The organism is Pseudomonas sp. SK, from assembly GCF_012975065.1.
In the GTDB taxonomy this organism is placed as follows: domain Bacteria; phylum Pseudomonadota; class Gammaproteobacteria; order Pseudomonadales; family Pseudomonadaceae; genus Aquipseudomonas; species Aquipseudomonas anuradhapurensis.
Map to the genome: position 1 here is coordinate 5,348,039 of NZ_CP051857.1, position 14,559 is coordinate 5,362,597.

The following is a 14,559-nucleotide window of genomic DNA, read 5'->3' on the forward strand; positions in this document are numbered from 1 at the left end:
TCAGAACTGGATGATCAGAGGGAACTCATGCCGAATATTTGGCTCAAGCTGTCGGACGTTCTCGGAGCCTGGTTCGTCTCCGCGCTTGTCCTGCTCATTGCTCCGATCCTGTTCTTTCCCTTCACTGTGATTGGCTGGCTGGCATTCGGATTTGCTTCGCCGGCAGCCGTCTACTCCTTCACCTACGACAAAGATCATATGGCCGTCGTAGGCGTGCTCCTGATGCTGCTACTGGCTTGGAAGGAGGGCTTCAAGGCATCGCTGAGCGACGCAGCTGCGTTGGCAAAATACGAATACGAGACGGATAACCCAGGATGGCTCGAGCGCTACTACCTTCGCCGAAACCGAGACCTAGTCGAGGCCTACTGGCGGGTCTACAACTTCGAGGTGGCAGAGGACTCGCTGGAGGAGTACCTGAAGAAATACATGCCTGAGGTTTATCGGCACCACACCCAGGAGCTGTCATTCCTGCCCGATTGGCCGATCTTTCAGCATGTCAGTGGGCACGTTCGAAGCGGTCACATCCGAAACACCCGCAATGGCCCCGTGGCGGTGAGATCGCATCACGTCTCCGGCCATACCAGAAATAGGCGCCGATGAGCCGTAGGCGGCAGAAATGTCAATCATGGCCTTCGTCACTACCCCTCAATGAAAATCATATTTGAGAACTAGAAGAAGGACTTTCGATGTCTTCCAATAAATTCATCCTAGAGCGATCACTGCTCCGCCGTGCCGATATCCTTCTGACCGGTGATAAGAGCCTCACCAGTCTGGGGATCCGAGCCGCCACCGCAAGCAGATACTCTCATGCTGCCCTTTACATCGGAGGAACCACAATCGAAGCCACTCTCGATGGTGTTTTTTCCAAAAGTCCACAGCGCCTGATCTTTGACAGAGCAACTGATATTCTTGTACTACGCGCCAAACGGCCAATTTCCGAAGAAGAGGTAAATGCTATATGCGACTATGCACAATCGAAGGTTGGAAGTCTTTACTCGGTCAATGAGGCAATCACGGTAAGAGCGAGATCGCTACTGCGGCACAAGGAAAGTGAACGACAGTTCTGCTCTCGCTTGGTAGCAAAGTCCTTTGAACACGCAAACTTCGATCTCATCAATCTCAGAAACCCCGCTTTCTGCACTCCGAGACAACTCTCGCTGTGCAAAGCCTTTGAGCCCGTTCTAGGGGTGGTTAGGCCTGCTAGCGAAGCAGAGGTTACCTTCGCGATGACGGAGGATCCAAACCAGACGCATCAGCGGCAAACCTTTGACTGGCTAGGCAAGGTCAGACATCTAGTAAGTGAGAATGAGGAGTTAGCTAAAAAATGGGATATCCAAACACTTAATGATGTCAACAGCTTCCTGCTTGCTCACCCAGAGTATGACCAACAAATATCTGAATTCATGCAGAGCAGCGGATATCTTGAATTCTATAAAATAGAATCAATAACCAACCCGCATCGATACAGCAGTAAACTCCTCATACATCAACTTAGGCAAATCGAAGATCCTGGCGACTACATTGACGATGAGCTTGAAAAGGAGCCAGGGCTTTTCCGAAGATTTGGAACAATGCAATATCAGCTTTCGCAGCTATACAAAGAAAAAAATCTAAATTTTTTCTGGCTACAGATAAGACTCTACAACAATATGCTTAAGGAAATTCTTATCCGAGTATCGGTAGTTCGGGACACTTACCTTAGCCTCAGAATGCCGGAAGAGGCCCAAAATCTGAATTCAACCATTGAGGCCGTTGCATCTGTGGTTCGCCAAGGGCAAGAGTTGCTGGATGGACATCGCCCAATCTGAATAAGACCACAGGGGTTGCGCTGATAGGGAGGCTACGAAAGCAGACGCTTTCCTGCGCCACCTATCAGCTTGTAGCCTCTACACGAATGCCGACGGGGTGACGCCGCCCTTCCAAGAACCTGGACTCGCCAAAAGGAGTGGCAGCCCATTTATCCTCAGCGCTTAACTTTAGCAAGTGTATCTACGACTTTTTCTAAGAGCTCAAGTTCACCCTTTTCCAGCTTTCTTGCTTCAAGAATCTCAGTTGACTGATCTTTTTCAAGCGCAGAAACCTTCGAAAAATAGGAATCTCTCTTGATAAGCTCCATAGGATTAATTTGTGGTTCAGACTCAGCCGACAGCAAGAGTAGCGCGCTTACCTCCTCACGTCTACGGGCAATAGATTCGTAATAGCGAAACTCATCCATAGCTGACCGATATTGACGAAGAAAGAAAAAGGCAACAAACTCGATGAAAAACAAAATCCCAAACTTTGGCGCCAACAAAAGTAGTAGATTTCCGACCTCATTCGGAACGTCAATTTTAGCCGTCTGACTATAGAAAAATACTAACCCTGAGAATGCCACCAACACACCGAGCAGCAAGTATACCCCTGAGCGCCCGTAGATCCCCTTCGCCAAACTCCGCGATCTCTCAGCGTGGATGAATAGAAGCTCCCTGCCACTCGAGTTCTCAAATCCCTTTTCGGCGGTAGTTCCCGCCGCACCGGAAGCTTTTGAGGTCGCAAAATAGTCGCCTCCAACATTCACTACCGAATGATTAGTTGAAGATCTATCCTTAAGAAGATATTCCAGGGGCAAGCTTGCAAATATCTGCCTGAAAAATATCGGAAATACAATTAGAAGGATAGAAACAATCACATCCCAGTAGTATTCACCCAAAAGATAATCAATAGCACGATAATCAGGCGGCAAAAAAATAACTAATCGCAATATTAACGCAAATGGAACTATGAACCACATCAGCAACTCGGCCGAGCTAGGCAACAAGCGCTTTATTTTCTTACCCTCAACCGTGAGATCCATGCATGTCAGCCCAAAAATTAAAATCATGTTAACGCCGCAGTAGGCGAGTTTTCAGCAGCACCCCTATGCCACCACAGACATTGAAGCTGCCTCTCGGATTGCCGCCCTAGAGGCCGAACGACGCGAGCTGGAGCTTTACAAAGAATTGTCCACGTGAGAAAAGGCATGAAAGATGGCCAGCTCGAAGCACAGATCGTAATCTTTTTAGCACCAGCGGGGAATGCTGGAGCACTACCGGAACCTCGCGATGGCTTAGGGCATATACTGCAGAAGAAAACGTTTCACAGAAAACCGCCTATTTGGCGGTTTTTTGCTTTCTGGGCTCCCCCACGTTTACCCACGTTTCTTGATCAGATCCAGCAGTAGCTGACCTTCCGGCATCGGAGACATCGTCCGGAGGAGCACGACGTTCTTCTGAACCGTCTTCTTGATCTCCGCAGCCGAGATCGGTTTTTCCAGGCGCTCAAACCCTTCAAGCTCTTGATAATGGCATTCGTCGATATGGCCATCGTGCATGCGCTTTTTGGTAACGCCTGTGCCCTTGCCGTAAGCAACGATGCCCTTGCCGTTCTCGTACAGGAAGACGACGTCACCTTGGTTGATGCGGTCAATGTTGAGTTTCCAGGGCGCATAAAATGCAGCCGCACAGCCCTCGCTTAGCATGCGCTCATGATCCTCGACGCTATGGCGCTTGTTCGTGTTCAGGATGTGGAAGCTTGAGACCGGTAGGGACTCAATTTCTGCTGCAGCTTCCACTTCGTCATCGAGCTTCAGCGCGACCTTGGCTAGCTCAACGCCTTTTTCAAGAAGCTTGAGCATAGTCTCCTGACGGCTCATATCGAGATGGTCAGCCAGCCCTTCAATGAAGGAATAGAGCTCTTTGGGCATCCGAATAGATGCGGAAGCTAGGTCGCTCTTGGTCTTAGCAACGTTCTCGATCAAGGAAATGATGTCGCTCATGGGAGACTCCTTTTCAGATTGCGAAAAGCATCCCATGGAACATTCTCAAAAGCAACATATGCTTTTTTAAAAAAGCATTCAGAGAATTACACCCTCAACTGCAGCAACCCGGATGAGCTCTCAAGGGCGAGGCGGATTGGACGAAATCGACGGTTACACGCAGTGCATTCCGAGAATGCCTTCATAGATCGCTTTCCCCTTTGTTAGCTCTAAATGTCAGGCACTCAGCAGCGGAAAAAACTCACCAACAAGCCTACCGCTGTCCTAGCCTTTCACTTGCAGTAGACAGTCCATAGCTCGTCAACTCGTGTGGTGAAGCTTTGGCTCATCATCTCCCGGCGCATGCCCCATGAGGGATCCACTGGCACGCTTGCCAGCCGCATCGTCCCCTTGCCCCACCTGCCGTTCACCGCATCGAGCACACCCATGAGCTTCTCGGTCGCCACCGGCTGAGCAGCCGCAAACAGGTCATCCGTGATTTCGTTCGAGTGGCTGAGGTCGAGCAGCAACACCTCTGCCTTGCTGTAGCGGAAACCTTCACGGAATACTCGCTCCACGCCCTCCTGCGCTGCCTTTGTCAGCAAACGCGTATCGTCCGTTGGATATGGCAACTCGACCAGGACGCCGTTGGCATACTTCGCCTCGTCCGGATTGAACATGCCCGTGCGGATGCTCACCCGTAGCCGTTTGCAGAGCGAATGCTGGGCACGAAGCTTCTCGGCAGCCCTGGACGTATAGGTGGCCACCGCTTCTTTAATCGGAGCTAGCTCGGTCAGGCGGGTACCGAACATACGGCTGCAGCAGATCTCCTTTTTGGGTGGGTCGGGCTCGTCCAATTCGAGGCATGTGGTGCCGGCCAGCTCCCTGGCTGTCTTCTCCACCACCACGCTGAACTGCTTTCGGAGCGACCAGGCGTCGGCATGGGCCAGCTCCCAAGCAGTGCGGATATCCATAGCCGCCAGGTGGGCGGAAAGGCGACGACCGATACCCCAGACGTCTCCCGCATCGCACTTCTTGAGCACCCAGTTGCGCTTCACGTCATCGCGCAAATCGACGACACCACCGGTATGGTTCTGCCATTTCTTGGCAGCGTAGTTGGCCAGCTTCGCCAACGTTTTTGTCGAGGCAATGCCGACTCCAACGGGGATACCTGTACGCCGATAGACCTCCGCTCGGATCTGCCGGCCCAGGCGCTCGAGGTCTCCAGGGATGCCCGTGAGCTCAGCGAAGGCTTCGTCGATGCTGTAGACCTCGGCAGCGGGCACCATGGACTCGATAACCGACATGACCCGCTCACTCATATCGCCATAGAGCGAGTAGTTCGACGAACACGCCACAATGCCGTGCTTACGGAGCTTGTCTTTGATCTGGAAGTACGGTTCGCCCATCTTCACAAATGGCTTCGCGCACGCGCTTCTTGCTATCACACAGCCATCATTGTTGCTGAGCACTACGACGGGCTTGGTGCGAAGGTCGAGGCGGAACACCCGTTCACAGCTCGCATAAAAGCTGTTGCAGTCGATGAGGGCAAATACGCGATCAGAGCTTGGCATGGCTACGCACGCTGTAGGTCACCACACCCCAGATCTCGAGCTCCTCTCCCTCCAGGAGATACCTGGACGGGTAACGAGGGTTCTCGGAACGCAGCACTACCTGGGTGCCCTCACGACCTAAGCGCTTGCACAGCGGTTCGCAGTTCACCGCAGCGATCACAATATGACCTGGCTCTGGCGGTATGGAGCGGTCGACCAGCACAAGGTCTCCAGGGTAGATACCAGCACCGATCATGCTGTCGCCTTCAACCCTGACGAGGTAGATGTGTGGGGCTCGGATGTCGAAGAGCTCGTCCAGGGAGAGCCGCTTCTCCATGTGGTCTGCAGCAGGAGACGGAAAGCCTGCCGGCACTTGAAATGAGTACAGAGGGAGCTCTGTGGTGCTGGGGTCGAGCGAGCCAAGGAAAGTGATCATGACGAAAACGCCTTTACTGTATATGCGTACAGTTAAACGGTTTGATGGCACCTGGTCAACGCCACCTGGTCAGCTCATGAAAGCTGAGGAAAATTCAGGGCGATTTTCTGAGGGGATCTGTGATGGTTTCAGCCATGCCCTGCATAGCTCGCCCCACTCGCGGCCTGCTGATTGTTTCTGCAGGAACATTCGTAATCAGCTTCGGCGCGTGTTGAGAAATTGCAGGTGAGCCGAGTTTTCTGATGGGTATCGTAAAGGTCGTAGCCTGCTCCAAGAGCGGTGGGAAGGCCGGTGCGACGAGGGAAGATTTCTTTCTCCACTGGTACAGCAGGAACCACAACAAATCGCGTCTGCATGATCATCCCTCTTCCGGCAGTACCTTAGTATTAGTACCGATATGTGAAAGCATCAAGACCGCTCATGCTGTGGCTGCCGGACATACCTGGAATCATCTACAGGCGGCAACCCAGACCTGCCGAGCTAGGCTTGTTGATTGGAGATTCAACAGGATGGGTGGGTGTCGCGTACAATAGGCACAACGTGCTGAACGGGGTTGTTCATACCCATGGATGCAAGGCAAAAAAATGCCCCGGCAGTACCTCACCGGGGCCAAGTTCCATATGCAACCTTTAATGGCTCCGTGCCGTTTCCAGCTCGGCTCGCAGCGAATCCACTGCCGCGACGATCACTCGCGCTGTGGATAACACTTTCGCGCCTGCAGGACTGAGCAGCGTTCGCCGTGATGCACTAACGAACAACTCGACGCCCAGTTCTGCCTCCAGCGCGTTCAGATGCTTGGTGACAGCCGGCTGACCAATGCCGAGCTGTGCCGCAGCGGCGCTCACTGTTCCCAGGTCAACAGTCGCCAGAAAGCTTTCCAGCTTGGTGACGTTCATGTGTTTCACCAGGCCTACAGGTCAAGCACGAGAAGCTTGGACTTCGCACGCGAAACGCACGCGGTCAGGCAGCTACCTTTTTCGGAGTCGTCGAGGATGTAGTCCTGATGGTCGACTTCTCCTTCCAGATAACGAATCTTGCAGGTGCCACACAGCCCCGACTGGCATGAAGTCTCGACTGGGTAACCCGCATCCTGAAGCACCTGCGCGAGATTCTCGTGGGCCTGGACGACGATCTCTTCGCCATTGCTGGCTATGCGTGCGACGAACGAACCATTGCTCTGCTCCGCGCTTGCCGGCTCAGGTGCTTTCACGGGTGCCTTGAAGTGCTCAAAGTGAACTGTGCCAGCAGGCCAATGAGCAGCGGCTTCCTTGCACGCGTTCATGAAGCCTGCAGGCCCGCAGTAATACACGTGGCAACCTTCGGGGGCGTCTTTCAGGAATGACTGTAGGTCGAAGCTCTTGGAGGGATCCCCGCCATCGAAATGAAGGACGACCTTTCCTTCCCCGATCAGCTCTTCCATCTCCTCTGAAAACGCAGCGAACTCGGGGCCTTTGCAACAGTAGTGGAGCTCATACTCCTGCTTCGCCGACTCCAGTGCATGCATCATCGATTTCATGGGCGTGACGCCGATGCCACCGGCCAAGAGGATGGACTTGCGAGCTTCCTTGCTCAGCATGAAGTTGTTACGCGGCACACTGACCCTCACGGTTTCGCCGACATGCAGCTGATGAACCGCGATGGAGCCGCCAGTCCCTCGCTCATCACGCAGTACACCGATCACGTACCGATGAGGCTCGGCGGGCGAATTGCTCAGCGAATATTGTCTGACCATTCCATTGGGCAGATGGATGTCGATGTGTGAGCCGGCTGTAAATGGTGGAAGCGCACCACCATTCGGATCAACGAGCTCGTATGAGTTGATCCCCTGGGCTTCGCGGGTAACGCGACGGATCAACAGTTCCAGCAACGCTGGGTTGGGATTTGCTAAAGATGTCATCGTCATCACCTCTCACCAAGGCACGGGAGCCCTAGGTAGCCCAGGGCCCGCGCTTTCTTCTTATTGTTCTTTGAAGCTCTGTTCCAACTGCTCGAACCGTGCCGTGACGAAATCCGCACGCTCCTTGCCCTTGAGCTTGTCAGCTTCGGTGAGGATGGCCACTGCCTCCCTTGCGAGCTTGCGGCGATTGATAACCTCTTGTTCCGGAGTCGCGGCTCTGGGCATGTTGAACACGTTGCCGGTGCAGTAGCTGTTCGGCTCACCGCCCACGTCACGCAACCACTGGGCGAAACCAGCTGCCGCAGCTTGCGGGTTGGTGCCACGGATGCCATCGCGCAGCATTTTGCGGAACGCATACAGGCCGGCGTCGAACTTGGTCGGGTTCTCCAGCGAGTGCACCGCAATTGGACGTTGGCTGATGATGGCCTCGTAGTCCCCTGGAGCGTACTGAGCTTCCTTGTAGTTGTGACGTTCACGGTGGTTGGACGGAATCGGTGGAATGTCTTCGAGCTTGTATTTGCCGAAGCGCTCTGGACGACGCATGGCCACTTGGCCTTCCAAGAAGTCGATGGTCTCGTAGCCGACCATGCTCTTGTCACCGACGCCACGGGTGTCGATGCCTGGGCCCATGACGCGCCATCCAATCATCTTGGAGTTTTCGTCATCCACAGGAACAGTCCAGCGGACGATGTGGAAGCGGCTGAACAGCTTCTTCGCCGAACCGTCTTCCGACGTGTAGGCATGCAGGCTGAGGTTCGGCAATACCTGATGCTGAATACGCAGGAACATGCGGTCGTCGTTCACGCGACGAGCGCCCGCACAGGCCAGACTACGACCCTGGTGAACCGGGATGAACTGCATGTCCGGAGCGACTTCCATCGAGGCGGCGCCGACTTCGTCGAAAGTGGTGCCCTGGAACTGACCGCCCACAACGTTTTTCGCAGAGTGCAGGGCCGTGGGGTGGAAGTTGTCAGCCGCGTTGTCCTGCACCTGCAGCCAGTTGCAGTGCTGGAAGTTGCTGTATGGAACCAGCTCGTCGCCTTCCATCACAGTGAAATTCTGCTCCCATTCTGGGAACGGTGGCTCTTCATCAGGCGGGCCCATGTAGGCGAACACCAACCCGTGACGCTCGAACGCCTTATAGGCACCCTGGCGGATAGAGCAGGCATATTTCTCGCCTTCCTTTTCCTCGCCGGCAGGGAACGGGACATGGAGGCAGGCACCATCCACATCGAAGACCATACCGTGATAGCAGCACTTGATGCCCTTCTCCTGAATGGCACCGTACTCCAGCGAAGCACCACGGTGGCAGCAGTGGGCATGCAGCACACCTACTTGGCCGCTACCGTCGCGAAATGCCACCAACTCTTCGCCCATGATCTTCAGGAAGCGAGGCGTATCGGTGAGCTCCAACGACATGCAGACCGGGTGCCAGAAGCGACGTAGGTACTCGCCAGCTGGCGTGCCGGGGCCGGTTTCGGTCAGCTCTGGGTCATGGTTCGGAGTGTTGTTGGTGTAGTAGCCACCGTAAGCGATCAGCTTCTTGGGAACGGCAGCGCCGTTGCCGCCTGCACCACGTTGATCATCATGCTTATCAAATTTCTCAGTCATTTTCATTGCCTCAGGCTTATTGTTAGATACGGGATACGGTATTCGTACTCTGTATACATATTGTTCGAACGCAATGTTGCTACGGGTACTGTTTGTGTTCCTTGGGGTATCAGTTGATGGATTTGTCGACCAGAGCGCCTGCCTGGATCCACGGCATCATGCCGCGCAGGCGCTCACCGACCACTTCGATCTGGTGACGTTGCAGCAGGCTACGCCGGGCAGTGAGCGTGGGATTGCCTGCCTTGTTTTCCAGGATGAAGTCCTTGGCGTATTCGCCATTTTGAATACTGGTGAGCAGCTCACGCATTCTGTCCTTGGTCTCAGCCGGCACGATCCTCGGCCCGCTGACGTACTCGCCGAATTCGGCGTTGTTGGAGATGCTGTAGTTCATGTTGCCGATGCCGCCTTCATAGATCAGGTCGACGATCAGCTTGAGTTCGTGCAGGCATTCGAAGTAGGCGAGCTCAGGCGAATAGCCGCCTTCCACCAATGTTTCGAAACCGAGCTTGATCAACTCGACGGTGCCACCGCAGAGCACGGCTTGCTCACCAAAGAGGTCAGTCTCGGTCTCCTCGCGGAAGTTGGTTTCGATGATGCCGGCCTTGCCGCAACCAATGGCAGAGGCGTAGGCCAGGGCCAGTTCGACTGCATGGCCGGAGGTGTTCTGCTCCACGGCGATCAGTGCCGGGACACCATGGCCTGCTTGATAAGTCGAACGCACGGTGTGACCGGGCGCTTTAGGCGCGATCATGATCACATCAAGGTCGGCGCGAGGCTTTACCTGACCGTAGTGAATGTTGAAACCGTGGGCGAAGGCCAGGGTGGCGTTGCGGCGCAGATGCGGCTCGACGTCGCTGCGGTAGACATCCGCGATCAGCTCATCAGGAATCAGCATCATGACCAGGTCTGCCTGGGCAACGGCCTCAGCAACAGTGCTCACCGCGAGACCGGCATTCAGCGCCTTCTTCGACGACGCCGAACCCTGACGCAAACCGACGATGACATCAATGCCACTGTCACGGAGGTTCTGGGCGTGAGCATGCCCCTGAGCGCCATAGCCGATGATCGCCACGCAGAGCCCCTGCAGCAGGCTCAAATCAGCATCTTTATCGTAGAACAGCTTCATGTCAGTCAGACCTTCTTGTTTTTGTGTTCGGGGTTTCGCGTTCTGTACTCTGTATACAGAGTTCACAGTCTTGACCTACACTGAACGGGAGTCAAGGAAAATTTGAATGACACGGGAGAAAGTGGACAATGCAGCTTTCAGTGGGGGAAGCCGATCTTCGGCGAGGTCTATCAATGACAAGCACGCTCAAGCGTATCCAGTCGCGCACGGACTACGTGGATGAGGTTTACAAGGCTCTGCTCGATGCCATCAGCGACGGCTCGCTGGCACCCGGCGCACGCCTGACGCAGGAAGAAATCGCCGAGCAGATGAACATCTCCCGGTCACCTGTGCTGCAGGCGCTGAGGTTGCTCAAGAAGGATGGCCTGGTTCAGGATGCGCCGGGGCGAGGCCTGCTGGTGACCCCGTTGACCACGGACTCGATTCGTAACCTCTACCTGATTCGTGGAGCCCTGGACAATCTGGCTGCCAAAATGGCCGCTGCCCGCAAATTCCAGCTCGACCCGGCGCTGATCAAGCGCGGTCGGAAGGCTTCCCAGGGCAAGAACATCAAGGAAATGATCGACGCCGATGTGGCTTTCCACAACGCCATCTACGAAGCCTCCGGAAACCCTCTAATTGCCCAGAGCGCTCAGGTTTACTGGGTGCACCTGCGCCGCGCCATGGGCGCTGTGCTGCAATCTTCAGCCCAACGCGACACTATCTGGGATCAGCACGAGGAAATCGCCGCTGCTATTTCAGCTGGCGATGTGGAGGCAGCAGGCAGTCTGACCGACATCCATACCACGCAAGCCAGGGAAAACCTGATCGACCGCGTCGGTCATCTGCTGTCGCAAGGGTAAGACAGGCGCCCGGGAAACCGGGCACCCGCCTGGAGGAGTTCATCGATTGACGATGGACTTGGGCATCATGAGGCAGATGAACGCCGCGAAGATCAACGAGCCTGCGATGCAGTACAGCGCCAGGTCAGTGGATGAGGTGACATCTTTCACCCAGCCAATCATGTAGGGGCTGATGAAGCCCGCTAGGTTACCGACCGAGTTGATCATGGCGATACCTGCCGCAGCCGCAGCCCCACCCAAAAATGCTGGAGGCAGACACCAGAACTGGCAAAGCCCGGTCATGATTCCCATGGTAGCCAACGACAGGAAGACAAGCGAAACCGCAGGGTTGCCCGACGTTAGGGTGCTGAGCACCAGTCCTGTCGCACCGAGCACTGCCGGCACAGCGGCATGCCAACGACGCTCCTTGCTGCGGTCAGCGCTACGACCGGTGAAGATCATCGCTGCGGTAGCGAACGCATAAGGGATGGTGGTGAGCAGCGACACCGTGGAGGCTTCCTGGATGCCCGAACTTTTGATCAGCGATGGCAGCCAGAAGCTGACACCGTATAGCCCCATCATGAAGCCGAAGTAGCCTGAGCTCAGTACCCATACTCGCTTGTTGCGGAATGCGCCGAACACCGAGTGAACTTCCTTCGTCCCACCCTCTTTCTCCAAGTTACGCTTCAGCGTTTCTTTCTCGCTCGCAGACAGCCACTTGGCATCGTCGATCTTGTCCTGCAGATAGAACAGCACGACGACACCTGCAATGATCGATGGCAGCGCCTCCAGGAAGAACAGCCATTGCCAAGCCGAGTGCCCCATCAAACCATGCGTAGAAGCCATGATCCATCCAGACAGAGGGCCACCAATGACGCCCGCCATTGGTATGCCGGTCATGAACATTGCGGTGATCTTGCCCCTGCGGGACGGCGGGAACCAGTAGGTCAGGTACAGAATGATGCCGGGAAAGAAGCCAGCTTCTGCTAGCCCGAGCAGGAAGCGCAACACGTAAAACTGCGTCGGCGTTTGAACGAAGATCATGCTGGCCGAAAGGATGCCCCAGCTGATCATGATCCGGGCGATCCAGCGTCTCGCACCTACCCGGTGCAGAATGATGTTGCTCGGAACTTCAAAGATGAAATAACCAAGAAAGAATATCCCGGCACCCAGACCATAAATTGTTTCACTGAACTTCAACTCATCTAACATTTGAAGTTTAGCGAAGCCAATATTCACTCGATCAAGGTAGGCAAACACATAGCAGATAAAGAGAAACGGAATAAGTCGCAAGGCCACACGGGTATACAATTGGGACTCAGCTGCTGAATCCTGGACGGCATAGGGTGCCTCTAGAGTATTAGACATGATGCCAATCTCCGAATGATTTTGTAGTTGTAGGCGTCGAATCGTGCAGCAGCGCCTTTCCAGGTTCGGCGCTGCTGCAGAGAGGGTCAGGAGAACATGTCCGGCTGTTCTGCCACGAGTTGGTCGTAGATGGGTTGGAAATGGAGCCAGCCAATGAAAGGGCTGCCCACGTTTTCACGGCTGTAACGGCAGCGCTCAGGCGATACCAGCTTCGGCGTGATGCCGCTGGCTTCGATCAGCAGTTGCTGCTGGCAGCACCGCTCCAGCGCAATGAACCAGAATGCGGCTTCGTCGATGCTATGCCGGCTGGCGGTGAGCAGGCCGTGGTTCTGGTGAATGGCCGCACGCACATCCTTGAAGTATTCGCTGACCGACTTGCCGGCCTTGGCCTCGACTGCAACGGCGCCGGCCTCCGCAGTGATGACGACGTGGTCTTCAAAGAAAACTGCCGCATCCTGGGTGATAGGCGGAAGTGGTCGCCCGGTTGCAGCCCACGCCCCACCATAGATCGTATGGGCGTGGCACATAGCGACGATGTCAGGATGCGCTTCGTGAACGGCGGCGTGCAGAACGAAGCCGGCCCGGTTGATCGCGTAGGTGCCCTGTACCACCTTACCCTCGTGATCCGCGAGGATCAGATTGGACAGCTTGACCTGGGAGAAGTGGACGGCCATTGGGTTCGTCCAGTACAACTCCGGGAATTCCGGGTCGCGTACTGTCAGGTGACCAGCGAAACCGTAATCGAGACTGTGTTTCGCGAATGCACGGCAGGCTGCAACGAGATGTTTCTTACGATACTGCCGCTCTTCTTCGTAACTTTTAAAGTCAGGAATTTCCGGAAAGATCAGACCCTGCTGTTCAGGTTGATAAACCGAAATGCGGCGCTTTCCGTTAGATGCTGGTTCAATCCGCAGCAAGGGATCCATAGTGCCTACCTCATCTTTTATTGTTTTTGGAGACCCATAGTTGACTTTAGGCGTATGGATTGACAAACGAAGGCTTTTCACCCAAGGTTGAATTAAATTGAGCCTAACCTAATAATAATGAGAAAGATTCCCAACTTCGCCGCAATCAAAGCATTTGAAGCTGCTGCGCGCCTGGAAAGCTTCGTTGCCGCCGCCGATGAGCTCCATCTATCCGCCTCGGCAGTTAGCCACCAGGTCAGAAAGCTGGAGGCCACTCTGGGCATGGAGTTGTTCAAACGTCAGCCTCGCTCGGTGGAGTTGACGATCCAGGGGCGGGCGCTTGCCCAGCGCTTGACCGTCGCGCTCGACGGCCTGGAGTCTGCACTTTCTATGTGGATGCCGAGCGCCGAGCAACTGCACCTGGCCGTTCATTGCTCGCCAAGCTTTGCTTCCAAATGGCTTTCACCACGCCTCGCTCGCCTCGTCAGTGAACCCAATCCGCTTCATATCCGCCTCACTTCCAGCGCCACGCCGCCTGAGCTCACCCGACACGAGGAGATCGACATTGCGATCACCTACGGGGCGCCGATCCAGCGGGTGGGCGTGATTGCCGAACCTCTGGGGTTGGAGACTATCGCCCCCATGAGCTCGAAGCAGTTCTTCGACGCTTCCCAGACGCTCGAACTGCACCTGCTTAAGCCTGGCTCACTTATCGACTCCCAACTGAGCCCAGTGCGCTGGAGCGACTGGTTCCGCCATGAAGGGATTGCCGAACGCGCAGACTTGGGCGGTTTGTCGTTCGACCGTGCCGCGCTCGTCCTCTCCGCCGCAGCGGATGGGCTGGGTATTGCCCTGGAGTCCACCCGTCTGGCAGAGACAGAGTTGCGCCAAGGCTCTCTGGTCGTACTGAATGGACATCAGCCTCCCTTGCAGCGGGAGATGCATTTCCTCTGCTACCGTGGCTCGATGAAAGGGAGCCGCAAAATTGAGCGGTTCAAGGAATGGATCATGAACCAGATCCATGAAGCTTGATGCTCGCCCTTCACCGCTCCACTGTCAGCAGCAACGGC

At 55.2% G+C, this 14,559-nt stretch carries 15 protein-coding genes; 4 read left to right on the forward strand and 11 right to left on the reverse strand.

Annotated features, from left to right (window positions below; translation table 11 throughout):
- The first annotated feature begins 27 nt into the window (after positions 1 to 27).
- Together HG549_RS24300 and HG549_RS24305 are read left to right on the forward strand one after the other, a co-directional pair.
- Entirely contained in the window at positions 28 to 600 is a 573-nt protein-coding gene (locus HG549_RS24300; protein ID WP_170033481.1) for a hypothetical protein, read from the forward strand.
- 86 nt (positions 601 to 686) lie between these two features.
- Positions 687 to 1,808 (forward strand): YiiX/YebB-like N1pC/P60 family cysteine hydrolase, encoded by a 1,122-nt coding sequence (locus HG549_RS24305; protein WP_170033483.1) that lies wholly within the window; start codon positions 687 to 689, stop codon positions 1,806 to 1,808.
- Between the two features lie 155 nt (positions 1,809 to 1,963).
- Here the strand turns inward: HG549_RS24305 and HG549_RS24310 are convergent, their stop codons facing one another.
- The 9 genes from HG549_RS24310 to ilvC all read right to left on the reverse strand — a co-directional run bounded on the left by HG549_RS24310 (position 1,964) and on the right by ilvC (position 10,395).
- Entirely contained in the window at positions 1,964 to 2,833 is an 870-nt protein-coding gene (locus HG549_RS24310) for a hypothetical protein (RefSeq protein ID WP_170033485.1), read from the reverse strand.
- Between the two features lie 333 nt (positions 2,834 to 3,166).
- Complete coding sequence (locus tag HG549_RS24315) at positions 3,167 to 3,793, reverse strand: hypothetical protein (protein WP_028686717.1); 627 nt, start codon at positions 3,791 to 3,793, stop codon at positions 3,167 to 3,169.
- 272 nt (positions 3,794 to 4,065) lie between these two features.
- The gene (gene umuC / locus HG549_RS24320) at positions 4,066 to 5,346 is read right to left on the reverse strand and encodes a translesion error-prone DNA polymerase V subunit UmuC (RefSeq protein ID WP_170033487.1); all 1,281 of its coding nucleotides are present in this window, start codon (positions 5,344 to 5,346) and stop codon (positions 4,066 to 4,068) included.
- The gene (locus HG549_RS24325) at positions 5,333 to 5,761 is read right to left on the reverse strand and encodes a LexA family transcriptional regulator (protein WP_021783616.1); all 429 of its coding nucleotides are present in this window, start codon (positions 5,759 to 5,761) and stop codon (positions 5,333 to 5,335) included. The genes umuC and HG549_RS24325 overlap by 14 nt, the downstream gene beginning before the upstream one ends.
- A 128-nt stretch (positions 5,762 to 5,889) precedes the next feature.
- Positions 5,890 to 6,123, reverse strand: coding sequence for a hypothetical protein (locus HG549_RS24330; RefSeq protein ID WP_021783615.1), 234 nt, complete (start codon positions 6,121 to 6,123; stop codon positions 5,890 to 5,892).
- A 267-nt stretch (positions 6,124 to 6,390) separates the two neighbouring features.
- A complete protein-coding gene (locus HG549_RS24335; protein WP_021783614.1) occupies positions 6,391 to 6,657 on the reverse strand; it encodes a LysR family transcriptional regulator in 267 nt (88 codons plus the stop codon).
- A gap of 14 nt (positions 6,658 to 6,671) precedes the next feature.
- The gene (locus tag HG549_RS24340; protein ID WP_021783613.1) at positions 6,672 to 7,658 is read right to left on the reverse strand and encodes a PDR/VanB family oxidoreductase; all 987 of its coding nucleotides are present in this window, start codon (positions 7,656 to 7,658) and stop codon (positions 6,672 to 6,674) included.
- Between the two features lie 60 nt (positions 7,659 to 7,718).
- Positions 7,719 to 9,269 (reverse strand): Rieske 2Fe-2S domain-containing protein, encoded by a 1,551-nt coding sequence (locus HG549_RS24345; protein WP_170033489.1) that lies wholly within the window; start codon positions 9,267 to 9,269, stop codon positions 7,719 to 7,721.
- A 109-nt stretch (positions 9,270 to 9,378) separates the two neighbouring features.
- Positions 9,379 to 10,395 (reverse strand): ketol-acid reductoisomerase, encoded by a 1,017-nt coding sequence (gene ilvC, locus HG549_RS24350; protein WP_009681438.1) that lies wholly within the window; start codon positions 10,393 to 10,395, stop codon positions 9,379 to 9,381.
- Positions 10,396 to 10,568: 173 nt separating this feature from the next.
- Here ilvC and HG549_RS24355 point away from each other — a divergent pair, with 173 nt between their 5' ends.
- Positions 10,569 to 11,237: a GntR family transcriptional regulator gene (locus tag HG549_RS24355; protein WP_039612635.1), complete on the forward strand. Its 669-nt coding sequence runs from the start codon at positions 10,569 to 10,571 to the stop codon at positions 11,235 to 11,237.
- 39 nt (positions 11,238 to 11,276) lie between these two features.
- On the opposite strand, the gene HG549_RS24360 is transcribed toward HG549_RS24355, so the two are convergent.
- Together HG549_RS24360 and HG549_RS24365 are read right to left on the reverse strand one after the other, a co-directional pair.
- Complete coding sequence (locus tag HG549_RS24360; protein WP_170033491.1) at positions 11,277 to 12,584, reverse strand: MFS transporter; 1,308 nt, start codon at positions 12,582 to 12,584, stop codon at positions 11,277 to 11,279.
- An 86-nt stretch (positions 12,585 to 12,670) separates the two neighbouring features.
- Entirely contained in the window at positions 12,671 to 13,510 is an 840-nt protein-coding gene (locus HG549_RS24365; RefSeq protein WP_046784304.1) for a class II aldolase/adducin family protein, read from the reverse strand.
- 117 nt (positions 13,511 to 13,627) lie between these two features.
- On the opposite strand from HG549_RS24365, the gene HG549_RS24370 reads away from it, so the two are divergent.
- Positions 13,628 to 14,521, forward strand: a complete 894-nt coding sequence (locus tag HG549_RS24370; RefSeq protein WP_170033493.1) for a LysR substrate-binding domain-containing protein — start codon at positions 13,628 to 13,630, stop codon at positions 14,519 to 14,521.
- Positions 14,522 to 14,559: the final 38 nt, after the last annotated feature.

What these genes read in the sequence shown, in the direction of transcription:
- HG549_RS24300 (WP_170033481.1), top strand. Translation starts at nt 28, where the DNA reads ATGCCGAATATTTGGCTCAAGCTGTCGGACGTTCTCGGAGCCTGGTTC.
- HG549_RS24305 (WP_170033483.1), top strand. Translation starts at nt 687, where the DNA reads ATGTCTTCCAATAAATTCATCCTAGAGCGATCACTGCTCCGCCGTGCC.
- HG549_RS24310 (WP_170033485.1), bottom strand. Translation starts at nt 2,833, where the DNA reads ATGGATCTCACGGTTGAGGGTAAGAAAATAAAGCGCTTGTTGCCTAGC.
- HG549_RS24315 (WP_028686717.1), bottom strand. Translation starts at nt 3,793, where the DNA reads ATGAGCGACATCATTTCCTTGATCGAGAACGTTGCTAAGACCAAGAGC.
- umuC (WP_170033487.1), bottom strand. Translation starts at nt 5,346, where the DNA reads ATGCCAAGCTCTGATCGCGTATTTGCCCTCATCGACTGCAACAGCTTT.
- HG549_RS24325 (WP_021783616.1), bottom strand. Translation starts at nt 5,761, where the DNA reads ATGATCACTTTCCTTGGCTCGCTCGACCCCAGCACCACAGAGCTCCCT.
- HG549_RS24330 (WP_021783615.1), bottom strand. Translation starts at nt 6,123, where the DNA reads ATGATCATGCAGACGCGATTTGTTGTGGTTCCTGCTGTACCAGTGGAG.
- HG549_RS24335 (WP_021783614.1), bottom strand. Translation starts at nt 6,657, where the DNA reads ATGAACGTCACCAAGCTGGAAAGCTTTCTGGCGACTGTTGACCTGGGA.
- HG549_RS24340 (WP_021783613.1), bottom strand. Translation starts at nt 7,658, where the DNA reads ATGACATCTTTAGCAAATCCCAACCCAGCGTTGCTGGAACTGTTGATC.
- HG549_RS24345 (WP_170033489.1), bottom strand. Translation starts at nt 9,269, where the DNA reads ATGACTGAGAAATTTGATAAGCATGATGATCAACGTGGTGCAGGCGGC.
- ilvC (WP_009681438.1), bottom strand. Translation starts at nt 10,395, where the DNA reads ATGAAGCTGTTCTACGATAAAGATGCTGATTTGAGCCTGCTGCAGGGG.
- HG549_RS24355 (WP_039612635.1), top strand. Translation starts at nt 10,569, where the DNA reads ATGACAAGCACGCTCAAGCGTATCCAGTCGCGCACGGACTACGTGGAT.
- HG549_RS24360 (WP_170033491.1), bottom strand. Translation starts at nt 12,584, where the DNA reads ATGTCTAATACTCTAGAGGCACCCTATGCCGTCCAGGATTCAGCAGCT.
- HG549_RS24365 (WP_046784304.1), bottom strand. Translation starts at nt 13,510, where the DNA reads ATGGATCCCTTGCTGCGGATTGAACCAGCATCTAACGGAAAGCGCCGC.
- HG549_RS24370 (WP_170033493.1), top strand. Translation starts at nt 13,628, where the DNA reads ATGAGAAAGATTCCCAACTTCGCCGCAATCAAAGCATTTGAAGCTGCT.